The 20,914-nt window shown below is 54.2% G+C and carries 23 protein-coding genes; 9 read left to right on the top strand and 14 right to left on the bottom strand.

Features of this window, described 5'->3' with window-relative positions:
- The first annotated feature begins 19 nt into the window (after positions 1-19).
- Positions 20-697: a PAQR family membrane homeostasis protein TrhA gene (gene trhA, locus TW80_RS01360; protein WP_045995581.1), complete on the top strand. Its 678-nt coding sequence runs from the start codon at positions 20-22 to the stop codon at positions 695-697.
- A 136-nt stretch (positions 698-833) separates the two neighbouring features.
- On the opposite strand, the gene TW80_RS01355 is transcribed toward trhA, so the two are convergent.
- A complete protein-coding gene (locus TW80_RS01355) occupies positions 834-1,544 on the bottom strand; it encodes a M48 family metallopeptidase (protein WP_045995580.1) in 711 nt (236 codons plus the stop codon).
- Between the two features lie 96 nt (positions 1,545-1,640).
- Between TW80_RS01355 and TW80_RS01350 the strand changes: the two genes are divergently transcribed.
- Positions 1,641-1,877: a hypothetical protein gene (locus TW80_RS01350; protein ID WP_045995579.1), complete on the top strand. Its 237-nt coding sequence runs from the start codon at positions 1,641-1,643 to the stop codon at positions 1,875-1,877.
- A gap of 41 nt (positions 1,878-1,918) precedes the next feature.
- Entirely contained in the window at positions 1,919-3,028 is a 1,110-nt protein-coding gene (locus TW80_RS01345; RefSeq protein WP_045995578.1) for a class II histone deacetylase, read from the top strand.
- 72 nt (positions 3,029-3,100) lie between these two features.
- Here TW80_RS01345 and rpsD read toward each other — a convergent pair whose 3' ends face one another.
- On the bottom strand, positions 3,101-3,721 hold the full coding sequence (gene rpsD / locus TW80_RS01340; RefSeq protein ID WP_045995577.1) for a 30S ribosomal protein S4: 621 nt from the start codon (positions 3,719-3,721) through the stop codon (positions 3,101-3,103).
- A gap of 391 nt (positions 3,722-4,112) precedes the next feature.
- On the opposite strand from rpsD, the gene TW80_RS01335 reads away from it, so the two are divergent.
- The 3 genes from TW80_RS01335 to TW80_RS01325 all read left to right on the top strand — a co-directional run bounded on the left by TW80_RS01335 (position 4,113) and on the right by TW80_RS01325 (position 5,451).
- The gene (locus TW80_RS01335) at positions 4,113-4,580 is read left to right on the top strand and encodes a DMT family transporter (RefSeq protein ID WP_045996931.1); all 468 of its coding nucleotides are present in this window, start codon (positions 4,113-4,115) and stop codon (positions 4,578-4,580) included.
- Entirely contained in the window at positions 4,577-5,035 is a 459-nt protein-coding gene (locus TW80_RS01330) for a DMT family transporter (RefSeq protein WP_045995576.1), read from the top strand. Before TW80_RS01335 ends, TW80_RS01330 begins: the two co-directional genes overlap by 4 nt.
- 152 nt (positions 5,036-5,187) lie before the next feature.
- Positions 5,188-5,451, top strand: coding sequence for a hypothetical protein (locus tag TW80_RS01325; protein WP_045995575.1), 264 nt, complete (start codon positions 5,188-5,190; stop codon positions 5,449-5,451).
- A gap of 44 nt (positions 5,452-5,495) precedes the next feature.
- Here TW80_RS01325 and TW80_RS01320 read toward each other — a convergent pair whose 3' ends face one another.
- From TW80_RS01320 to TW80_RS01285, 8 genes are all read right to left on the bottom strand, one after another.
- The gene (locus TW80_RS01320; RefSeq protein WP_045995574.1) at positions 5,496-6,332 is read right to left on the bottom strand and encodes an NAD-dependent epimerase/dehydratase family protein; all 837 of its coding nucleotides are present in this window, start codon (positions 6,330-6,332) and stop codon (positions 5,496-5,498) included.
- On the bottom strand, positions 6,329-7,114 hold the full coding sequence (locus tag TW80_RS01315; RefSeq protein ID WP_045995573.1) for an HpcH/HpaI aldolase family protein: 786 nt from the start codon (positions 7,112-7,114) through the stop codon (positions 6,329-6,331). The genes TW80_RS01320 and TW80_RS01315 overlap by 4 nt, the downstream gene beginning before the upstream one ends.
- On the bottom strand, positions 7,111-8,313 hold the full coding sequence (locus tag TW80_RS01310; protein WP_045996930.1) for an NAD(P)/FAD-dependent oxidoreductase: 1,203 nt from the start codon (positions 8,311-8,313) through the stop codon (positions 7,111-7,113). Before TW80_RS01310 ends, TW80_RS01315 begins: the two co-directional genes overlap by 4 nt.
- Positions 8,313-9,998 carry a hydantoinase B/oxoprolinase family protein gene (locus TW80_RS01305; protein WP_045995572.1) on the bottom strand — a complete coding sequence of 562 codons (1,686 nt, stop codon included), beginning with the start codon at positions 9,996-9,998 and terminating at the stop codon, positions 8,313-8,315. The genes TW80_RS01310 and TW80_RS01305 overlap by 1 nt, the downstream gene beginning before the upstream one ends.
- Complete coding sequence (locus TW80_RS01300; protein ID WP_045995571.1) at positions 9,995-12,070, bottom strand: hydantoinase/oxoprolinase family protein; 2,076 nt, start codon at positions 12,068-12,070, stop codon at positions 9,995-9,997. The genes TW80_RS01305 and TW80_RS01300 overlap by 4 nt, the downstream gene beginning before the upstream one ends.
- A 128-nt stretch (positions 12,071-12,198) precedes the next feature.
- On the bottom strand, positions 12,199-13,086 hold the full coding sequence (locus TW80_RS01295; RefSeq protein ID WP_045995570.1) for a LysR family transcriptional regulator: 888 nt from the start codon (positions 13,084-13,086) through the stop codon (positions 12,199-12,201).
- Between the two features lie 15 nt (positions 13,087-13,101).
- The gene (locus tag TW80_RS01290; RefSeq protein ID WP_084625739.1) at positions 13,102-13,779 is read right to left on the bottom strand and encodes a DUF4166 domain-containing protein; all 678 of its coding nucleotides are present in this window, start codon (positions 13,777-13,779) and stop codon (positions 13,102-13,104) included.
- A gap of 36 nt (positions 13,780-13,815) precedes the next feature.
- On the bottom strand, positions 13,816-14,376 hold the full coding sequence (locus tag TW80_RS01285; protein WP_045996928.1) for a GbsR/MarR family transcriptional regulator: 561 nt from the start codon (positions 14,374-14,376) through the stop codon (positions 13,816-13,818).
- A gap of 445 nt (positions 14,377-14,821) precedes the next feature.
- On the opposite strand from TW80_RS01285, the gene TW80_RS01280 reads away from it, so the two are divergent.
- From TW80_RS01280 to TW80_RS01270, 3 genes are all read left to right on the top strand, one after another.
- The gene (locus TW80_RS01280; protein ID WP_204218460.1) at positions 14,822-16,339 is read left to right on the top strand and encodes a phosphate ABC transporter substrate-binding/OmpA family protein; all 1,518 of its coding nucleotides are present in this window, start codon (positions 14,822-14,824) and stop codon (positions 16,337-16,339) included.
- 112 nt (positions 16,340-16,451) lie between these two features.
- Positions 16,452-16,988 carry an RNA polymerase sigma factor gene (locus TW80_RS01275; RefSeq protein WP_045996927.1) on the top strand — a complete coding sequence of 179 codons (537 nt, stop codon included), beginning with the start codon at positions 16,452-16,454 and terminating at the stop codon, positions 16,986-16,988.
- Positions 16,985-18,298, top strand: a complete 1,314-nt coding sequence (locus tag TW80_RS01270; protein ID WP_045995568.1) for a YfbK domain-containing protein — start codon at positions 16,985-16,987, stop codon at positions 18,296-18,298. The genes TW80_RS01275 and TW80_RS01270 overlap by 4 nt, the downstream gene beginning before the upstream one ends.
- Before the next feature lie 27 nt (positions 18,299-18,325).
- Here TW80_RS01270 and TW80_RS01265 read toward each other — a convergent pair whose 3' ends face one another.
- The 4 genes from TW80_RS01265 to TW80_RS01250 all read right to left on the bottom strand — a co-directional run bounded on the left by TW80_RS01265 (position 18,326) and on the right by TW80_RS01250 (position 20,854).
- Positions 18,326-19,009 carry a helix-turn-helix transcriptional regulator gene (locus tag TW80_RS01265; RefSeq protein ID WP_045995567.1) on the bottom strand — a complete coding sequence of 228 codons (684 nt, stop codon included), beginning with the start codon at positions 19,007-19,009 and terminating at the stop codon, positions 18,326-18,328.
- A complete protein-coding gene (locus TW80_RS01260; protein WP_045995566.1) occupies positions 19,009-19,371 on the bottom strand; it encodes a VOC family protein in 363 nt (120 codons plus the stop codon). The genes TW80_RS01265 and TW80_RS01260 overlap by 1 nt, the downstream gene beginning before the upstream one ends.
- A gap of 88 nt (positions 19,372-19,459) precedes the next feature.
- Positions 19,460-20,209, bottom strand: a complete 750-nt coding sequence (locus TW80_RS01255) for a hydroxypyruvate isomerase family protein (RefSeq protein ID WP_045995565.1) — start codon at positions 20,207-20,209, stop codon at positions 19,460-19,462.
- Positions 20,210-20,278: 69 nt separating this feature from the next.
- Positions 20,279-20,854, bottom strand: a complete 576-nt coding sequence (locus TW80_RS01250) for a DUF1285 domain-containing protein (RefSeq protein ID WP_045995564.1) — start codon at positions 20,852-20,854, stop codon at positions 20,279-20,281.
- Positions 20,855-20,914 lie beyond the last annotated feature (60 nt).

Raw genomic sequence — 20,914 nt, 5'->3', positions numbered from 1 at the left:
CGCGCCATAATCTAAAGGAATGATGCGAAATAAAGATACCTACCCGACCTATTCTCTGCCCGAACGAATTGCCGACGGCACCATGCATGCCATTGGTGTCATTGGCGCAGTTACGGGCGCGATCATCCTGATTATGTGGACCGCAGGCATGAGCAGCCCCGCGCAAATCGCCGCCGTCAGTGTCTATGGCAGCGCTTTGATCGCGACGTTCGTGGCCTCTGCCATGTATCACATGACACCGTGGGAAAGCATCCGCCCGGTTTTGCGCCGATTTGATCACGCGGCGATCTATCTCAAGATTGCTGGCACCTACACGCCGCTTGTTGTGATGATCGGAACCGGGTTTTCCTATGCGGTTCTTGTACTGGTGTGGGTGCTTGCGCTGATTGGTATGGCGCTCAAATTATTCTTTTGGCAGACGCCGGGGCGGTTTGGCCCTGCGCTCTATCTGATTATGGGATGGCTCAGCGTATTTTTGATCTGGTCACTCTGGCCCGTTGTGCCTGTTTCAACAATGGCTCTGATTGCGGGCGGTGGATTGCTCTATACGGTCGGTGTGATCTTTTACGCCGCCGAGAGTTTACGCTTTGCGAATGCCATCTGGCACGGATTCGTTGTCGTCGCATCGGCCTGTTTTTTCGCAGCAATCGCAATAGGTTTGGCACATATTTCCAAAAGTATGGAATTCATGACCTGACGGAAGGGCAGGCTCCGGCTATCTCAGTACATGTTACAAGTGCAATGTTTCCAGCTTAAGACGCGTGTCCTGAGGTGATCTTGAGTTTTGTATTTAAAGGGTGTCGCAAATTTTTGGCGGCACCCTTTTTCATTGGCTAAAGGCTTGCCGCTACACGTTGCACAGTGCGCAAACGGTCGCCGTTCGCGGGGTGCGTCCCCAAAAAGCGATCACCCGGATCAGGAATGCGGAAAAAGAACTGCGCCCCCTTGAGCGGATCATATCCCGCAGCATGAGCAATGCGTGTCCCCAAGGCATCCGCTTCGAGTTCAAAGTTCTTAGAGTAAGAGCGAGCGCCAACCGTTGCACCGATCCGCTGTGCATTGTTGATGGCATCAGGGCTAGTTGACCCCAGCGCCCCAGCCAGCCCACCCAGCAAGACCGCACCCACCATGGCATTTTGCCTCTGGCGTTCAATATGCCCCGCAATGTGATGCGCGGTCTCGTGGGCCATAACAAAGGCGATTTCGTCTTCGTTACGCGCCTCAGCGATCAGGCCAACGGTAAATCCCAAAATTGGGCGGCCTGTGTTATCCAACGTCTGATAGGCGTTCACAACACCGGGCTGCCGATCATCAACAATGATCCGAAAATTGCAGTTCAAAGACGGTGCACGTTGTCTACACAGGTTTTCCGCGACAGGTTCGATACGTGCGACCGCGCGCTGATAATTCGACATAGCCCTTGCACGTGACACTTTGGCAGTTGTTGGGGTCTGTTGGATTGGCGCGATAGCGGGCGATTGATCCTGCACAACAGGCGTACAGGCGGCCATCACCAGAGCAAATACAATCGGTACGAAACGCATTAAACTTCCCTTTTGTTATTGCCCGGACCATAGCACGAACCCTCCCTATCGCTAGTGCCGATTGCACATGGCAAATCGGCGGGCTAGGCTCTTGGTATGTTTACCATTGAACACGAATACGACGCGACAGTTGTTACCCTTGTCGATGAGGGCAAAGCCCCATTGCAAGAAGACGTCACCGTCAACGCGTTTGACGACTGCATTACGGTGTCGCAGCTTGATCCACGGACCGATGAGATGATGCAAATCACCATTTCACTCAGCCAGTTACGGGATCTTCAGGCCGCGCTTGACCTACCGGAAGGTGTCTATCGGCTACGACGCCCTGAATAACAGGGCCTTTCACCACCAATTAGCAAAATGGATGCGCGCAGATGACCACTGGTTTCTTTTGGGACGAACGCTGTTTTTGGCATAGTGGCGGCAATTATGCAGGCATGCTGCCTGTTGGTGGGCTGGTTCAGCCGCTCGACGGAGGTCTGCCCGAAAACCCCGAAACAAAGCGTCGGTTGAAAAACCTGATCGAGGTCACGGGCCTTGCAAAAGAGTTGGACATGCGCGGTGCTGAACCTGCAACGACCACAGATTTGCTGCGTGTCCATCCAGCCCACTACCTAGATCGGTTCAAGGCCATGTCAGATGCGGGCGGTGGTGAGCTGGGTCGCCGCACCCCATTTGGCCCCGGCGGTTACGAGATTGCAGCGCTTTCGGCTGGGCTGGCAAAAGCCGCATTGGCCGCAGTGTTGAAGGGTCACGTCGATAACGCCTACGCATTATCGCGTCCGCCGGGGCATCACTGCCTGCCAGATTTCCCCAATGGTTTCTGCCTCTTGAATAACATCGCGATTGCGATTGAGGCAGCCCGCGATGCTGATCTGGCCCAGAGATTTGTCGTGCTTGATTGGGATGTTCACCACGGCAATGGCACCGAAGCCGTGTTTTATGATCGTGATGATGTCCTGACAATTTCAATTCATCAGGACCGGAATTATCCGATGGATACAGGGGCATTTGCCGATCGCGGCACAGGTCCAGGTCACGGCTTTAATTTGAACATTCCACTCCCACCAGGAACGGGGCACAATGGCTATCTCTCGGCGATGGAGCGGCTCGCCCTGCCAGCAATCCACGCATTTCAACCAGATATCATCATCGTTGCCTGCGGATTTGACGCCGCGGCCAACGATCCACTCGGCCGGATGTTAGCCACAGCAGACACCTTTCGACAAATGACCGGCCAAGTGATGGCAGCAGCGCAGGATCTGTGCGGTGGAAAATTGCTATTGGTTCACGAAGGTGGCTACTCGGAAACTTACGTTCCATTCTGTGGCCACGCGGTGCTCCAAACCCTTGTCCAAAGCGCGACCGAAGCCCCCGATCCATTCGCAGAGGTCTTTCCACTACGACAGCCTGATGCAGGTTTTAACAAATATCTAGACGGCGTCATTGCAGAAATGGAAAACGCGCTGGGTTTCGTAGGCTGAGCACAAGCCGCTGTGGCAACAAAAAAGGCCGCACCCTGCGGTACGGCCTTTCGAAACTCTGTGAAGAACTGATTAGTTCTTCGCGTAGAATTCGACCACGAGGTTTGGTTCCATTGTGACCGGGTAAGGCACGTCACCCAAAGATGGTGTACGTACAAAAGTCGCAGTCATTTTGGAGTGATCAACTTCCATGTAGTCAGGAACGTCACGCTCTGGCAGTTGAGAAGCAACCAGAACCAGCTCCAATTGCTTGGACTTCTGACGTACTTCGATCACGTCGCCTTCTTTCACACGGTAAGAAGGGATGTTCACTTTCTTGCCGTTCACTGTGACGTGGCCGTGGTTCACGAACTGACGTGCAGCAAAGACAGTTGGAACGAACTTTGCGCGGTATACAACAGCGTCCAAGCGGCGCTCGAGCAGACCGATCAGGTTTTCACCTGTGTCGCCTTTTACACGCTCGGCTTCGCCGTAGATGCGACGGAACTGTTTCTCGGTCAAGTCGCCGTAGTAACCCTTCAGCTTTTGCTTTGCGCGCAGCTGTGTACCAAAGTCAGACAGTTTACCTTTACGGCGCTGACCGTGCTGGCCGGGGCCATAATCACGACGGTTTACTGGGGATTTCGGACGACCCCAGATGTTTTCGCCCATCCGGCGGTCAATTTTGTACTTGGCAGCGGTACGTTTAGTCATACGCTGATCTCCTTCTTTAGATTACGAAGGGCGTTGTCCTTTTCCCGGATTTTGCCGGAATGACAGGGTTCCTCTTGCGAGGTCCACCAACACCAATGAATGCGCGGCTTATAGAGGCTTTGCCGATGCTGTCAACGTCAAACTCAGCGTGCCTAAATGTAGCCCATAACTGTCCTACGAAAGCACATTTTGTGTCTAATTCTAAACATATCAGAACAGTAATGTGTTCTTAAGGCAGTGATGAGGATCGCATGCCCTGTGTAGTGAGTGTGTTTTTAAGCCTTTAACGTGTATTCTGTTAACGAGTAAGGCAAGCATGTGGCGGCGATTTTTGTCCCACATGCTCGCACGGCCCATTGCACCGCCGCGAAAAATTCGTGATGCAGGTGTCATGGAAAAAAATACCTTATCCCCCAAGTCTTTCCACTTTGTCACCGCATTCGGCGCAGGTGGCTTATTGACCTTAATGGTGCTCTGTAATGGCACCCTTGCCATCCATGGCTCCCTCTTTTTCGCATCCTGGGTGCCACATATCGCGGGTAGCGTTGTGGCGCTCATTCTATTACTCGCCCTACGCCCCAAAAGGGCGAGCAAAACGCGACCCCCACTTTGGGCCTATTTGGGCGGCATTTCAGGCGGCGTGACTGTCATGTTGACCTCTGCCACAATGAACACGGCACTGGCACTCTCTGGAACCATCGCGCTTGGCTTGGCAGGACAAGTTCTGTTTAGCCTGTTTGCTGACATTCGCGGTTTATTTGGCCTGCCGCAACGTATGCCTTCAGGTCAGGACTATCTGTCCCTGACACTGATTATCATCGGCAGTCTGGTTTTGATCTTTTTCGGAGGCAACGCATGATCATTTACGCCGCGCTTGCAGTTTTGGCCGGGGTTCTCGTTGGACTGAGTCGACAGCTTAACGGACGACTGGCGCTTTCGACCTCTGCAATGGAATCTTCATTTTGGAACCATTTTGTTGGGTTCGTCTTTATCACCTGCATGGCACTTGTCGTCGGGGGATTGTTTGCTGGGGAACCAGAAAAGTCCGCCTGGTGGGCCTACTTGGGTGGTCCCATAGGCGTCATTTTCATCGCGGCAGGTAGTTGGCTGATCCCTCGAATTGGCGCTGCGCAAACAGCGATGCTGATAATCGCAGGGCAAATGATCTCTGGCGTTATTCTGGATATCGTGATGGGTGCGCCCGGCAGCCCGCTCGCGCGGACGATTGGTGTCGCCCTCATCCTGTGCGGTATGTGGATGTCACGGAAACAAAAATCTACCCCCATGCCAGAGCGCACCAATAGCGACAACTAGAAAATTACATTCAACTTATGAGATATAACAGAATCCCGGCAAATTTTAGCGTAGTGCTGTGCATTTTTCCGCTCTACGTAGTTTCCCGTAATGGACCTTGGTTTTGCGACGTGACACCTGACAGGTGTTTGAAACAAAACTGGAAAATTAAAATGAAAAACTCACTCAAGCTCTCTGCAATTATCGCATTTGCATCAATGGCAACAACTGCTGCCGCTGAATGTACCGAGGCTTTGGTGCAAGAAAAGACGACCGAAATCTCGACAGGTGTACAGGCGCTTGCAGCGACTGATCCTGAAAAGATGATGGAAATCACAACTGCGCTGCAAACAGCAATGACCGAAGCCGCAGCGGCCGAAGACATGGAAGCCGTTTGCACATCGCTGGACGAGATTTTGGCCGAATTGAACGGCTAATGTCCCCCGCTATGCCCCGGACATTTGTCCGGGGCATGGTTGTTTTAGGTTTCTTTACGATCGTCCACGACATTCAACGCCGCAACGCCAGAATTCCCCAATTCGACCGTCGCAAATGGGCCACCCAAACACATGTTGGCCGGATCTTTATTATCCAGCGGTGGCGTGTCAGCCAAAATCTCTTTGGCATAGATCTCTGCGTTATCTTTGGGGCGATAGCCCAGATGAGCAGCTTTACTGTTGTCCGCGACAATCCGGTCATTATTGGACAGCCCCCAAACCTTGGTAAAGCCGACCACTGGTGTATCAATGGACCGTTCGACCAGATGAATCAAATCGTCATAAGATAGCCAAGTGCCCAGCGCACGCGCATTATTGACCTGCGCACAAGAGAAAATCCGCATACAGACAGCTTCGACGCCGCGCTTGTCCCAATAAAGGCTCGCGAGGTCTTCGCAGAAACATTTGGCAAGCCCATAGTAGGTATCCGGTTTATGCGGAGCATCAAGATCGATAACATCCGTTTTGACGTGCATCCCAACCGCATGAACAGAGCTTGCATAGACGACACGCCGCACGCCCTTGCGATAGGCCGCTTCCCAGACATTATAAGCACCAATGATGTTTGACTGCAGGATATCATCCCATGGGGCCTCGTCCCCAATGGCGCCGAAATGCACAACCATATCTGCACCGTCCAAGATTTCTTCTAACGCGGCGAGGTCAGTCAATTCAGCCTGCGCATAGGTTTCGCCTGCATAGGTCTTGCCAATCTCTGCGACCCGATCCGTCGAGACCAGCTCCTCGCACATCTTGGTCAAAGGTTCGCGCAGATACGACCCCAAACGTCCAGCAGCACCCGTCAGCACAAGTTTCTTCATTCTTCATCCTTATCAATCGCTTGGCGCACCTGCGCCAACAAATTATCCGTGGCCCGTGCCAAGGTTCCGACATCAGTACCGCAGGCAACAAAGGCAAATCCCTTTTGCAGCAAGTCAGCGGCCATCACAGGGTCTGTGACCAAAGTCCCTACAGGCACCCCTGCTTTGATCAGACTTTCAGCCGCCGGCCATATCCGATCCCAAACATCCGGGTGCAGCGGCTGTCCTAACAAACCCATATCGGCGGAAATATCAGCAGGGCCAAAGAATACGCCATCGACACCCGCAACCGTGCCGATTTCCAACGCTTGATCAAGCGCGTGACAGGTTTCGATCTGAACGATGACGGCAGTTTCAGCCTCAATACGTTCATAATAGTCGCTGAGCCGCCCAAACCGATTGGCGCGCGCATTCCCCGCTACACCGCGTATTCCATGCGGTGGATAACGCGTGGCCGAGACTGCGGACTCGGCCTCTTGTGGGGATTGGATCATCGGGAACAAAATTCCCTCGGGCCCTAGATCCAAAAGCCGTTTGACAAGCACGGGGTCATTTGCGGGTGTGCGCACGATGGCTGTTGCCTGATATGGGGCGACAGCCTGAAGCTGCCCCAAGACGGTTTGCATATCACCGGGCGTGTGTTCCAAATCAACGACGAGCCAATCAAAAGGCGCTGCTGCGATCACCTCTGCGCTATAAGCACTGGCAAGACTGAGCCAGAATCCAATCTGCCCCTCACCTGCTCTGATCCCGGTGAGAAAGCGGTTTGTCTTGGTCTTCATATCACGGCCTTTTCTACGAATTTCGCCCCGGATTGAATGCGCTCAAAATGCAGCGCGGACAAATCCAAACTACGGTATTCACCATAGGTGATCCATTCGGCCGTGCCACGTCCCATTGCCGGGGATTGTTGCAACCCGTGCCCAGAAAATCCATTCACGAACAAAAAATTGCGAACATCAGGATGCGGCCCAACAATCGCGTTCTGATCAAAGGTATTGTAGGCATAGTGGCCAACCCAAGAATTACGCAGTTTAATTGCCTCAAACTGCGGGATACGGCGGGCCAGAATAGGCCAAACCTTTTCCTCCCAAAGTGAGTGATCTTGGACAAAATCCGTGTAGCCAACCGCCGGGTCGTCGTCAGGCGGGCACCCAGCGAGGTAATATGCCCCTTCGGACCGCATATGCACACCTGCCGGGTCAATCGTTAAAGGCAATTCCTGTTCCAGCGGCTTTGCGGCCTCAAAGATATAGGTGTAGCGTTTGCGCGGCTCGACAGGGATCTCGATACCCGCCATCCGCGCGGTCAGTGCTGCCCTTGGTCCACTTGCATTAATCACTGTTCCGCAATTGATGACTTCGCCACTGTCCAGAACGACGGCGGTCACTTGCGTTTTGGCGTCGTTCAAATGCAAGTCAGTGACGGTGTTTTGCACATACACGACACCGCGTTCTTGGGCGGCACGTTTCCACCAGTCAAATATCGTGTTGCCGTCAAAATACCCCTCATCAATGGGGTTGTGATTTCCCGCGACGATATCATCCAGCCAGAGAAATGGAAAATCCGCTGCGATCTGGTCACGTGTCAAATGTCGCGTTCCCGCCCCGCAGGCATTTTGAAGCTGTTGGTTGTCGTGCAAGGTCGCCGCGAAGCGTTGATTATCCGCCAAATACAGATAGCCAAAACGGTGAAACGCAATGTCCGGAACGCGCGGATCATCCCCCATATAGCGACGAAATTTCTTGATATAGTCAGCTCCGAACTGGGAAATCTTTACGTTGATCTCGGCGCTGAACTGCTGGCGGATACAGGAATTTGTGTGCGACGTAGATGCGAATGCATAGGTCGGGTCGCACTCAACAACCAACACCGAGCCGTCAAAATCTGGATTGGACGCCAAGAACCACGCGACCGAGGAACCCAGCATCGCGCCGCCGATAATTACGACGTCATAGGTCGTTTGCGTAGGGCTTTGCATCATATGGCCTCTCCTCTTGCGACAGCGGCAAGCACGGCGTCAACCTGATCAGCATCTAACCCGTAATCCGCAACGGCCGACTGGGCCGAGATATAGCCCCTCGCCAAGTCACGCTTGACGCTGGCGGGATCACGGGCCTCGGCAGGGCCATAGCCTGCCCCACCCGGCAACCCGAGCAAGACGCGCGCCCCTTCGGGAACGAATTGTTTACCCTTACCACGCATCTGCGTTCCGTCGTCGCGCGCGATTGTTGTTGGCGCGCCTGCCTCACCGCCTTGGCGCCCGCGCGCGGGGTGATTGACCCGGTCGAACATTGCAGAAAAATCGAATTCATGGCCAGCGACTGCGCCGACCTCCATATATTGTCCCAGACCACCACGAAACTGCCCAGCCCCGCCGCTGTCAGGTCGCAATTCCTTGCGCCAAATGATCACAGGACCACTGTGTTCGGTTGCCTCAACCGGCATTGTCATCACCCCAGATGGGAATGCTGTCGCGCTCAGACCATCAAGCGTGGGTCGCGCACCTGCCCCACCAGAGTTAAAGGCCAAGACTTCTGCCCGTGTTCCCGTGTTGCCAGCAGTGGGGCGCAAGCTGAGTTGAAAGTTGCACAAACAGCCCGCCCCTTCGGCGGGAACTGTCGCGGGCAGAATTTTATCAAGCGCATCGTAAACCGTATCAGGGATCATATGCCCAATCACATGCCGCAAAGCGACGGGCGCAGGATGTGGCGCGTTCACAATGCTGCCTTCTGGTGCAGTGATCTGGAACGGCGCAAGTGACGCCGCATTGTTTGGTATTTCCGGCGCAATCGCGCATTTCAAGGCATAGCAAGCGTAGGCCTTTGTATAGACCATCGGAACGTTGATCCCCTTTTTGTCCACCCCCGACGTCCCGGCAAAGTCGCAAGAGATATGATCACCCGCAAAGCTAAGCGACACCCGCAAATCAATCGGCGCGTCAAAACCGTCAATAGTCATCCCCCCTTGGGCCGACGCGGCGGGCAATTCCGCGATCTGGGCGAGCGTCGCGCGCCGCGAATGATCGAGAATGAAATCACCAATTCCATTCAAATCTGACAGCGAAAATTCGGTCATCATATCGATTAACCGACGCTGCCCAACCTCGTTGCAGGTGGCCAAAGCATAGATATCGCCAATCACTTGATCAGGTTCGCGCACATTGCCACGCAGCATATTGATCAAGGTCTGATCAACTTTGCCACGTGCTGCGAATTTCATGATCGGGATGTATATGCCTTCTTCGTAAACGCTCGCGGCATCCGCGCCAAAGCCGCGCCCGCCAATATCGACAACATGCGCAGTACAGGCAAAAAATCCGACATGCTTGCCGCGATAAAACGACGGTGTCACCACAGTGATATCATGAAGGTGCCCTGTCCCCTCCCACGGGTCGTTGGTGATATAAATGTCGCCTTCGTGGATATTATCAGCACCGATGCGACGTATGAAATGGGGAACTGCATCCGCCATCGCGTTGACGTGTCCGGGTGTTCCCGTGACGGCCTGCGCAAGCATCACCCCATCCGCGTTATAGACGCCCGCCGAGAGATCACCCGCCTCACGCACCGAGGTCGAAAAAGCGGTCCGCACCAGCGCCTGCGCCTGCTCTTCGACGATTGAGATCAGGCGGTTCCACATGACTTGATTTGCAACTGTGCTCATCTGGTTTCCTCTGAAATGTCTATTGTTCCATCAGGTTGCGCGCGTGCGCGACGACTGCTGGGGACCACGATTGTTGTCTCATCTTCCACGATGAGAGCCGGACCAGCGACACAAGCACCCGGCACTAAACTGTCCCGCGCATAAATCTGCGCAGTGACATATGCGCCTATCGCGGGGTCAAATAGTGCCCTTTCACCGACCGAAACTGCGGCCAGCTGCGGCGGTAGATCCCCGACCGGTTCTGGGGTGTGAATTTGGGTGGTGGCATTTACGGCCCACACAGTGATTTCGGGTTCCATCCCCGCGACTGTGCGCCCAAACAACCCCTCATAGGCTTGTTCAAACAAGTCCGTGAATATATCCGCATTTGGCGATTTCGCCTGATCGGCTGATAGACGGACGGGGATTTCCCACCCCTGCCCTGCATAACGCATGTAAACGCGTGTCTGAGCGTGAATAGGCTGGTCCGGGGCACAGTTTTGCACAAATGCAGTGGCCTCTTCGGTCATTTCGGCAAGTAACGATTGCACCTTTTCAGCATCGAATTGCGACATTCGCATGTAGACGCTGCGTGTCGCCTCAAAGCTAAAGGGCGCGCGCAAAAATCCAATTGCCGATCCGACCCCTGCCCCTTTCGGGACTAACAATCGTTTAACACACAGCTTTTCACAAAGCCGCCCCGCATGCAGTGGGGCCGCGCCGCCGAATGCGATCATCGTATAATCTGCGAGGTCTTCACCATTTTCGACAGCATGGACACGAGCGGCATTCGCCATGTTTTCATCGACCACCTCGGCAACGCCATAGGCAGCAGTTGTTGCGTCCATCTCCAGCGTTCTACCCAACTCTGCCAGCGCCTGTTCCGACGCGCCGGGATCAAGCGGGATACGACCACCAGCAAAATTTTCAGGGTCCAATTTGCCCAAGGCCAAATCAGCATCGGTAACAGCGGGGCGCTGACCGCCGCGCCCGTAGCAGGCAGGCCCTGGCTCTGACCCTGCGCTTTCCGGACCGACCCGAATTTGCGAGAGCGCATCAACATGAGCGATACTACCGCCGCCTGCACCAATCTCGACCATGTCAATGACCGGAATCGAAATCGGCATGCCTGAACCTTTTTTGAACCGATAGGTACGGGCAACTTCAAACACACGGGCGGTTTTCGGGGTTTGATCCTTGATCAAACATATCTTGGCTGTCGTACCGCCCATATCGAATGAAACGACCTTATCAAGTCCATAGCGCGCTGCGATATTCGCTGCAAAAACAGCGCCACCGGCCGGGCCGGATTCAACCAGCCGCACGGGAAACTCAGCCGCGCTTTCAAGACTGATAATCCCACCACCCGAGTGCATTAAGAACACAGGGCACGCGGCACCCGCAGCTGCCAAACGCCCCTTAAGCCGCAGCAGATAGGATTTCATCAAAGGCTTAATATATGCGTTTGCAACGGTCGTATTGAACCGTTCGTATTCGCGCATCTGCGGCGACACCTCGGAAGAGATCGAAACCATCGTATCAGGCAACCGCGCCGCGATCACCTCGCGCACCAGTTTTTCATGACTGTCGTTGAGATAGGAATGAAGAAATCCAACTGCGATGCTTTCAAACCCCATTGGGACAATGCTGTCGACCAGTGCCTCGACCGCATCACGTGATAACGGCAAGAGCGGATCGCCTGCGACATTCATACGCTCTTCTAGGGTAAAGCGATGCTGACGCGGTAACAGTGGCTCTGGCAGGGTCAGATTAAGGTCGTATTGCTCAAACCGGCTTTCGGTGCGCATTTCGATGACGTCACGAAAACCTTGTGTCGTAATCAAAGCCGTTTTCGCCCCGCGCCGTTCAATCAGAGCATTAGTCGCCAGTGTCGTGCCATGGATGATCTGCGAAATTGCCTCTGGGGTGACACCTGCATTTTCACAGACCTGCTGCATGCCGTCGATGATGGCATCCTCTGGCGCAGCATAAGTGGTCAGCACCTTGGTCGAGAACTGCGCCGATCCGACCTCTAGAACCACATCGGTGAAGGTCCCACCGATATCAACACCCAGCCGCACCTGATCCTGCATGGTTGATCAATCCCTCGCCTTGTTTAACGTCAGGCTACGACTGGTTTTTCATCACCACAAATTCTTTAATTTGATCAAATCAATAAAAGTTATCGATCACGCCGTCTTTGACGGCCTATTTGCAAAGTTTACCCGATGCCACCTGAAACTCTCGCCGCAAGCTCAGCGGCCCCGATCACTGCCGGTGTCGCGCGTTCAGCGTCATAGCGCGCATGGAATGCGAGCGGCGCAGGTGACCAATCATAGTGAATTTGCTTTAGCGCACCTTCGCACAGTTCCGTCGTGACCATTGCCGCGGGTAAGGTTGCGATGCCCATACCATTCAAAGACATATGTAGACAGGCCGCCAGATTGCTGGATGGCACCAATCGCACAGCCAAATCCCGCCGCTGCGCAAAATGGGTCGCGACCTCATCAAATAGGCGGGTATTGCGCGCGTGGGTCAAAATCGGATGCCCAGCGAGATCATCAATAGTCACCTCTGCCTCGGGCACGATCATCGGTGCGGCAACCCAGATCAACGGGTAAGCGCCGAGAAACAGATCACCCGAGGACATCCTGCTAAATGGCCCATTTTGCAGCGCAATATCGAGCGTACGATCCGCCAACGCCTTTTCCAAATGCACGGAAAGGTCAACAGTTAGCTCAATCACTAGGTTTGGATATTGCTCTTTGAGGCCGCGCAAATAGTCGCGCAGCCACGTGTGCACGATCATTTCCGTCACACCAAGACGCAGCGTCCCCGACCACAGGGCCTTTTGTTCTGCTGCGGCGATCAATTCATCCGCTGCACCCAACACCTTGCGTGCATGCGCGAGAAGCAATTGCCCCTTTTGCGTCAACTGAACGGAACCCGCGTCACGCGTCATCAATTGCGTATTCAGCAACGCCTCTAGCCCGGCAATACGGGCGGAAATATTCGGCTGCGTGGTGTTCAACCTTTCGGCGGCACGGCGAAAGCTGTGTAAATCCGCAACCCAGACAAAAGCCTCAAGCTGCTTAAGGTTTGGACGCAAGTGCCGTCTCCTGACTTAGGGTTCATCCACGTCTCGAAAGATCGCGTCTTGTTCTAACATGCGCCCAAAGATCGGGTGTGTCACGCACAAGGAAAACCGAAAGCGCCTGTCACCCAGTTCATGATGCCCGACAACAACATCCCCCGGCTCCAACATTTTTGGCAGACGAACGCGCGCACCCAAGATCTGCACAAAAAAATGATCGCTGACGAAATATAGCGCCTCATCGGTCGCCTTAACGCGCAACGCCATACCGATCCCATAGCCGATGTATTCCTCTAGCCCAGTCGGGCCAGCGAAGCGCTTTGAACTATGCACAACTTGGGGAAACCCACGTGCGCGCCCATATTGGCGTATCCAAAACTGCCCGTCGGTTGCGGCATCTTCGGTGACGACCACAACAGCAGGTCGGTCAAGCGCACGACGATCAAAAGGGAAAGGTGCGCCAATAATCCTAGCGCCTTGAGCCAGCAGCCAACCAAAGGCATTCATCTTTATCTTGGTAACCTGGCCCTGATAGGCGACGCTTTGTCCGCCTTTCAATCGCTTTCCAAACCGGCGTTGAATAGCAACCGGTAGCTGCGCCCACTGCCCAGGCCCCAAAAGATTACGGAAACGATTATCCGATACTAAGCTTTCAGGGATAACTTCTGCCGTCGGATAACTATTCGGAAAACTGTGGCGTAGGTGCATGGTCATCTCCAACAAACGCGCCCGCTATGACGTGCGCTACTTTTCGCGGCCTCCAGCAAATTTCAGCAATTTGATGACCTTATCCCCGAGCCCCAAAAGCCGCATCAACTGGGCCTTTGGAACACCAAGCATCTGATCATACCAATGTGTTGTGGTGGTCAGGAAATCTTGCATATCGGTCAACCGCTGTAAGGCAACGGGATCGACATCGCCGTCAGCGCGGGCGCGCGCAACGCATTGATCAATGACTGACACCGCAGGATCAATCTCTCGCTCTCGTCGGCCCTGTGCAATCCGCATCGCCATCTCCCACACATCTGCCTCGGCTTCGAAATGCTCGCGACGATCACCCGCAATCGGGACACGTCGGATCAACCGCCACGCAACCAATTCCTTGAGCGAGTTCGACACATTTGATCTCGCAATCCCAAGGCTCTGCGAAATCTGCTCTGCGTGCATCGGCGCGCTCGCCAAAAAGAGCAGCGCATGAATTTGCGCCACAGAGCGATTAACGCCCCACTGACTGCCCATATCTCCCCAATAGAGGATAAATTGCTCAATCGCTTCTGGGCGGGTTTCTTGCTTAATTTCTGTCATAACAGAAATATACGAAACAAGCCCAACGCACGCAAGCCCTTTCCACATCGCGCATAACAGAGCAGCCACAATCAAGCAGCAGAAATACAACTCAAAATCGAAAAGGCAGATATCAAGGAAACTAGAGGCACCTCTGAAAGCCGTGCGAACGATAAGCGAAATTGGTCACAAACAGAGAGTTTCACAAAATCTGCGAGTTCTGCGGTAATTTTTTATCACGTGCCCCTTCAGGACATCCACGAATGTAAAAATTTTAACCTTTTGGAATATTAACAATTTAATCCCGCTCGTTACAAAACCTTCACTTGTTTGTAACACTTCTGAATCGCATCCAAGCCATCTGTCTCTCGGCCCGATCTATGGGCCCACCACGGAACGAGACGACGAAAGGCTTCACATGCTCAGCCCCACAACAACCCTAAAGCGACTTATAGCTGCATCATGCATGTTCATAGCCCACCCCAGCCTCGCGCAGGAAGTATCACTCAGCACCAATGACGGTGAAATGGCCCTGACCGGCGAATTATTGGAATTCACCAACGGGTTCTACATCATGCGTACCGAAATCGGAGAGGTTCAGGTTCCGGCATCATTAGTAAGCTGCTCTGGGGCTGCCTGCCCTGAGGGTGGGCAAGTCGCGATCGACTTTACCATCAAAGGATCAGATACGATTGGCGCGGAGCTGATGCCGTTGTTGGTGCGTGGCTATGCGGAAAGCCAGCGGGCCGTTGTTGACAACCGCAAAGTCGGCGAGCGCCAGCATGTGCTCACTGTCATCGGTGACGAAGGCGTTGGCAGCACCTTATTCACCACGATGATCGAAGATCGCGGATCAAGCACTGGCTTTCGCGGATTGCTCGATCTTTCGACACAAATCGGCATGTCCTCGCGCCGCATCAAAGGCGAAGAAGTCAGCGCACTGGCCGATGCGGGGCTGGGCGATGCACTGAGCTTTGAACAAGAGCATGGGATCGCGGTTGATGGGCTATTGGTTGTGGTGCATCCTGACAATCCCGTCGATGCGCTGACCGAGGCACAGATTTCTGACCTCCTATCCGGCAAGGTGTCGAATTGGGCGCAACTCGGCGGAGCTGACTTGCCCGTGACTGTTTACACACGCGACGGAAACTCTGGCACCTTTGCCACCATCGCCGGCAAGTTCCTTGACCCGTTTAACACATCTCTAACTGGGCAAGCGCGGATCGTCGCGGGCAACGCCGAGATGTCCGAATCCGTCTTTGGCGATCCGGGCGGAGTTGGCTATGTCGGCTTTGCATTTCGTGGCGACAATAAACCGCTTGGCCTGATTTCCAGCTGCGGCATCGCGGCAGAGGCATCAACTTTCGCTGCAAAGACCGGTGAATACCCGCTTCAACGGACGCTGTACCTCTATACAACCAGCGCCGAATTGCCTGCACGTGCGCAGGGGCTACTTGCCTATGCGAAATCTCCGGCCGCGGATGGCATTATCGAAAAGTCCGGTTTTATCGGGTTCAACATCGACAGTCGGGATTTGTCGGCAACCGCCCGTAGTATCCGCGCCGAGATTGACACGAACCAAAGCCGCCAAGAGCTTGCTGCGCTGCGCGAGCTATATATTGATATGCTCGAATGGCGTCGCCTGTCGCCGACCTTTCGGTTCCAAACCGGGTCGTCAAATCTCGATAACGCATCCCGCCGCGATCTGCTGCGCCTGACCAACTACCTGACCACGTCACCAAACGTTAAAGAGGTCGCACTAGTGGGCTTTACCGATACAGATGGTGCTTTTGACGCGAATAGAAACCTTGGCTACGCCCGTGCAGAGGCCGTTCTGGACAGTATCGCAGCGCAGCTTACGGGGTCAGACTTTGACCCAAGCACCGTACAAATCAAAAGCTATGGCGAACTCAACCCCGTTGCCTGCAATTCTGACTTTGCCGGGCAGCGCCTGAATCGCCGGGTCGAGGTTTGGGTCCGCTAGGATTGCGTGGGCGGCAATAACCCGCCGCCCGCCTCCAACGGCGACGCATCAGAAAAATTTTGCAGTGCGCCAAGGATTGACCATTCTGTCACGTCCAATCACCGTGATGCGTATGACAACAACAGACGAAGACCTTGCAGAAGCAGCCGCAAATGGCGACGGACCAGCCTTTGCGGCGCTGCTCGATCGTCATTACGATCGGCTATTCGCCTTTTGTTTTCGTCTCACAGGTCAGCAGGCCGAGGCCGAAGACCTAACCCAAGATATATGCGCCGCCCTGCCTGCCAAACTGGGCAGTTACCAGCGGCGCGCCAAAGTGACGACATGGCTCTACCGCGTAGCAGTCAATGCGGCCCACGACCGTCGGCGCAAACGCGCGACCTATGCCAAGGCCACCACAGGCTGGGGAGATTGGGAAATCGCGCGCCAAGCCGAGCACAGCGAAACGACCGAAGCGCTCGACTGGCTCACTGCCGCGATGAACCAGTTGAACGAAGACTTGCGCGATACGCTTGCGCTGGTCCTCGACGATATGACCCACGCCCAAGCTGCCGAAATCCTTGGCGTATCCGAAGGCACGATTAGCTGGCGCGTTTCCGAGGCCAAGAAAGCCCTACGCGCGATCAAAGAAAAGGAGGCCGCACAATGACCGATGATCTTGACGACCTCAAATCCTTGATGGATCAGGCCACCCCGCGTGCGGATGCAACACGCCGCGCCGACAACATCGCACTGGCCCGCAAGAATTTTGACGACATCCATGCGCGCGCTACCCCTGAAATGACCGGCGGGACGGGTCTTAAACGTATTTGGAATATCATAACATCTAAGGCCGCGATCGGGGCCACAACTGCTGTATTTGCATGCGGTTTTCTATTTTTTACGTCAGGCGGTCAAAGCCTGCTTATACCGCACACCAGCGAGCCCGCCTTTGCAAAACAGGTCGGGTCTGCCGACTTGGCAACCGAAACTGCCTCGATCACGATGAGTGAAGCAAATCCGCCTTTGCCCGCGACACCCGCGCCAGAGCCATCAGCTATCGCCCGGACCGTTCCCCCCCTATCGCATGTCGAAGGAGGCATCGCAGAATTGATGTCGGATGATACCGCCACAGTTGCACGCACCGCACCCCAGTTCGACGGGGCCTCAAATACTCTTGCGATGGTCCTAGAAGCCCCGGTTATGGCGCCATCAATTGAGGATGACGGCAGCAGTTATGCCACTATTCAGTCAGCGTTGATGAACGGCCAGATACCACCGGCGAATACGATACGCGTCGATGAGTTGATCAACCATTTCGATTATGACTACCCTGCGCCCAAATTGGACGACGTCCCATTCCAAACAATAGTGACCCGTTTCCCAACGCCATGGAATGACGACACGGAATTGCTCTTCATTGTCCTCCAAGGGCAAAGGCCGGGCGGCAACTCTGTGACCGCGAGCAACGTGACGCTGCAATTGGATATCGACTCTGACCAGGAGGCTGAATACCGGCTCATCGGTTACGATGCCCTTAAGTCCCGCGACGCGGACCTGACGAACAATCCAGTTGATCTTGGCGAGGTCAGTTCAGGACGCTCATCAACTGTGATCTATGAAATTACGCTTACAAATCAAATGCCTGAACTCGGAAATCTGCTGCGCGATGATCCCGGCACGACGGCAGAAGCCCCCGACGAAATTGGCAATATTAAAATACACTATGCGGCGTCTGACAATCGTACCAGCGTGCCTATAGAAATATCGATTCCCGCGGTAACCTCCCCCAACACAGAGACAAATTTTGCCACTGCCATTGCGGGATTTGGTCAACTCTTGCGCGGTGATAGCCAGCTAGGCGACTGGGGATATGATCAGGCAATCGCTCTGGCCCACGACAATCGTGGGACCGACAATTTTGGACTTAGGGCCGAAGCGGTGCAATTGATGCGTTTGGCACAATCGTTATCCAGATAACTAAGTAAACCGACGCATAAAGGGCGGCTAACGCATATAGGCTTTGCAATCCATAAAGTGCTGCAACGTCTGCTCTTTTTGTGGGTGAAAGCTGCCCGCTTCGCTCAGTTGACTGATCCTGTCCAGACGGAACATGCGAAAATCATTCCGTAGTTCGCACCAGCAAACAGCGGTCCAGACTTTGCCCCAGAACCACACGCCCAGCGGACGCACGATCCGCTGACTTTGTTTGCCATGTTCGTCTTCGTAAGCAATCTCAAAGCGGGTATAGTCTTCGGCGGCAGCTTCGAATTGGTCAATATAATCGCGCCAAGTCCCGCCATGCCAAGGCATTGTCACGGCGTGCACATTGACCTGCCCTACCTTTTTTCGGGCGTCGTCCGGCAGGACTGTGTCGATTTTGACCAGCGCTTCTTGGGCGGCGGCGGCCATTTTGGTCCCGCCCCAGCTTTGTAGAATGCGGGCACCTGCCACCAGTGCGACGATTTCTTCTTGGGTGAACATGAGCGGCGGCAAATCATAGCCATCGCGCATGAGGTAACCGACACCCGCCTCGCCGTCGATAGGCACGCCAGAGCCAATTAAATGCGCAATATCACGGTAGATCGTACGCGGCGTGACCTCTAGCTTTTCGGCCAATTGTGCAGCCGTGATCAGCCGACCGCCCCGCAGATATTGCAATATCTGAAACAAGCGATCGGCCCGGCGCATTAAGACGTGGCCTCAAATAGCCCAAGCGAATTGCCATCCAGATCCTTTGCATAGGCAAAGCGACCCGGTGGAATTGTAACGATCGGGCTGACGATTTGACCGCCCGCCGTTTCACAGCGTTTCATTGCGGCTTCTAACCCATCTGGCACATTCAGATGAACCGTATTCCCACCGTCAGGGGCCGGTTTTCCGGGATAAAGGTGCCCGCCGACTGCGTTTTCTGTACCGCCAAACATGGCCATCGGATTGGGGCCAGAATTGTCAATTGTAGCGCCGAATTCAAATACTTCGTTATAAAATGCGACCGACTTTTCCATGTCCGTCACGGGAATTTCCGTCCATACGACTGCGTTCTTGGTCATCTCTCATCTCCATTGTTTGAGGTTGATGACAGATATTAAACATACCCCTACTGACAGCGTTCTGTCAGCATGGTTTCAGTAGGGACATTTATTTTATCCAGCCCAACCCAGCAGCAGTGGTGGTCGCGGGGCCGTATTCGCCACTGACCCAGCCGCCATAGCCGTCACGCGCGAGGGTCGCGAAAAACGCTGGGTAGTCTATTTCACCAGCTATTGGCTCTGTGCGGTGTGGAATTTGCGCGACCTGTACATGCGCGGTCAAATTCCGCATCCGTTCCCATGTGGTAAATACATCACCCGTGATTTTCGCCGCATGATAGGCATCAAACTGCAAGCCCAGATTGGGGGCATCGACGATCCCAAGCACCTCTGAGGCAAGAACAAAACTATTCAGAAAGTAGCCCGGCATATCCTGATCGTTGATCGGTTCAATCGTTAGCTTTTGTTTCGGTGCCTGCGCTGCCGCCCATTTCAAATTTTCGATATAGGTTTTCTGGGCCTCTAGGCCTTCTGCCTTGCCCGCCATGATATGGACGTATTCGGCTCCGAGGGTCTTGGCGTAACGAACCGCACGGGTGAAGTCCCTGCGAAAGCGGTCCTTCAGCTCTGGAACGGCGGCCCAGCCGGGCTCTCCACCTGTGTAATTTGGCGGCGGGCAATTAATCGACACCATTTTGAGATCGTGACGAACCAATTGGTTCACCACATCTTGCGCGTTTACATCATAAGGGAACTGAACCTCGACCCCGTCAAAGCCTGCCTCCTTTGCCGCAGCGAAACGGTCCATAAAGGGTAGTTCTTGAAACAGCCATGTCAGGTTGGCGCAAAATTTCGGCATGACGATTGTCCTTTGTGGTCAAGCCTTTGCAGCTAACACTGTCATACCAGTGGCTTCAAGCGTTGCAGGTTAACGCAGCTCTGCCGACGGAATAATCGGAAAGAATATGCCTGCTGACCGCACGCCAAACCATTCCGCACCTTCGTGTTCACAATGCTCGCCCACGTCAACAAGCCGGTAAAATGATTTGCGATCAATCAACGCCTCGAGGTCGGCGCGAATATGGATATAGGGGCTTGGTTCATTGGTTTGTGGATCGCGCACCACACGGATCGGATGCTCAGGACCCGCCTGCGCAAAATCTCCGAGGTTTGTCTCGAACACCAGCGCGTCGTCCTTTTGTTCAAAATCCACCGCGACAAAGGGCGCATCATCCACCGTGATTCCAACCCGCTCAACCGGAGTAACAAGTACATACTCATCGCCATCCTTGCGCAGAATCGTCGAAAATAAGCGCACGAGTTCCGGCCGACCAATAGGGGTACCCATGTAGAACCACGTTCCATCGCGTGCGATCCGCATGTCGATATGCCCGCAATGTGGCGGATTCCATAGATGAACCGGCGGTAACCCGCCTTTTTGGGCTGCACGCGCGCTTTGGGCGATGCTTTCTGCGGATGGGGTCACAATCTTTTGTGTGCTCATTGATTTTGCCATTGGGGTTCGTGCGAATATCTGTTGGTATAGACAAATATAGTTCAACCG

Source organism: Loktanella sp. S4079, from assembly GCF_000967725.1.
Lineage (GTDB): Bacteria > Pseudomonadota > Alphaproteobacteria > Rhodobacterales > Rhodobacteraceae > Yoonia.
The sequence above is the reverse complement of the archived record's forward strand: the minus strand, read 5'-3'. Positions and strand labels throughout refer to the sequence as shown.